This is a genomic window from Staphylococcus sp. GDY8P196P, from assembly GCF_017891705.1.
GTDB lineage: Bacteria > Bacillota > Bacilli > Staphylococcales > Staphylococcaceae > Staphylococcus > Staphylococcus ureilyticus.
Genome location: NZ_JAESJS010000039.1, coordinates 738 through 946, shown reverse-complemented (window position 1 = coordinate 946; position 209 = coordinate 738). Strand labels below are relative to the sequence as shown.

Genomic DNA, 209 nt, shown 5'->3' with positions numbered 1-209 from the left:
ACAGCAGTTGATTTATTAGTAATTTTATTAATATTTTTTGCTAGAGCAAAGACTAGAAAAGAATATAGAGATATTTATGTTGGTCAATATTTAGGGTCTATTATTTTAATATTAGTTAGTTTGTTTTTAGCTTTTGTATTAAATTATGTTCCAGAGAAGTGGATATTAGGTTTATTGGGTTTAATACCAATTTATCTTGGAATTAAAGT

Annotated in this window: 1 pseudogene; it reads left to right on the top strand. The window is 23.9% G+C overall.

Annotation, left to right across the window (positions count from 1 at the left end):
- Positions 1-209, top strand: a pseudogene (cadD, locus tag KA814_RS13725) (cadmium resistance transporter CadD); the annotation flags it as partial.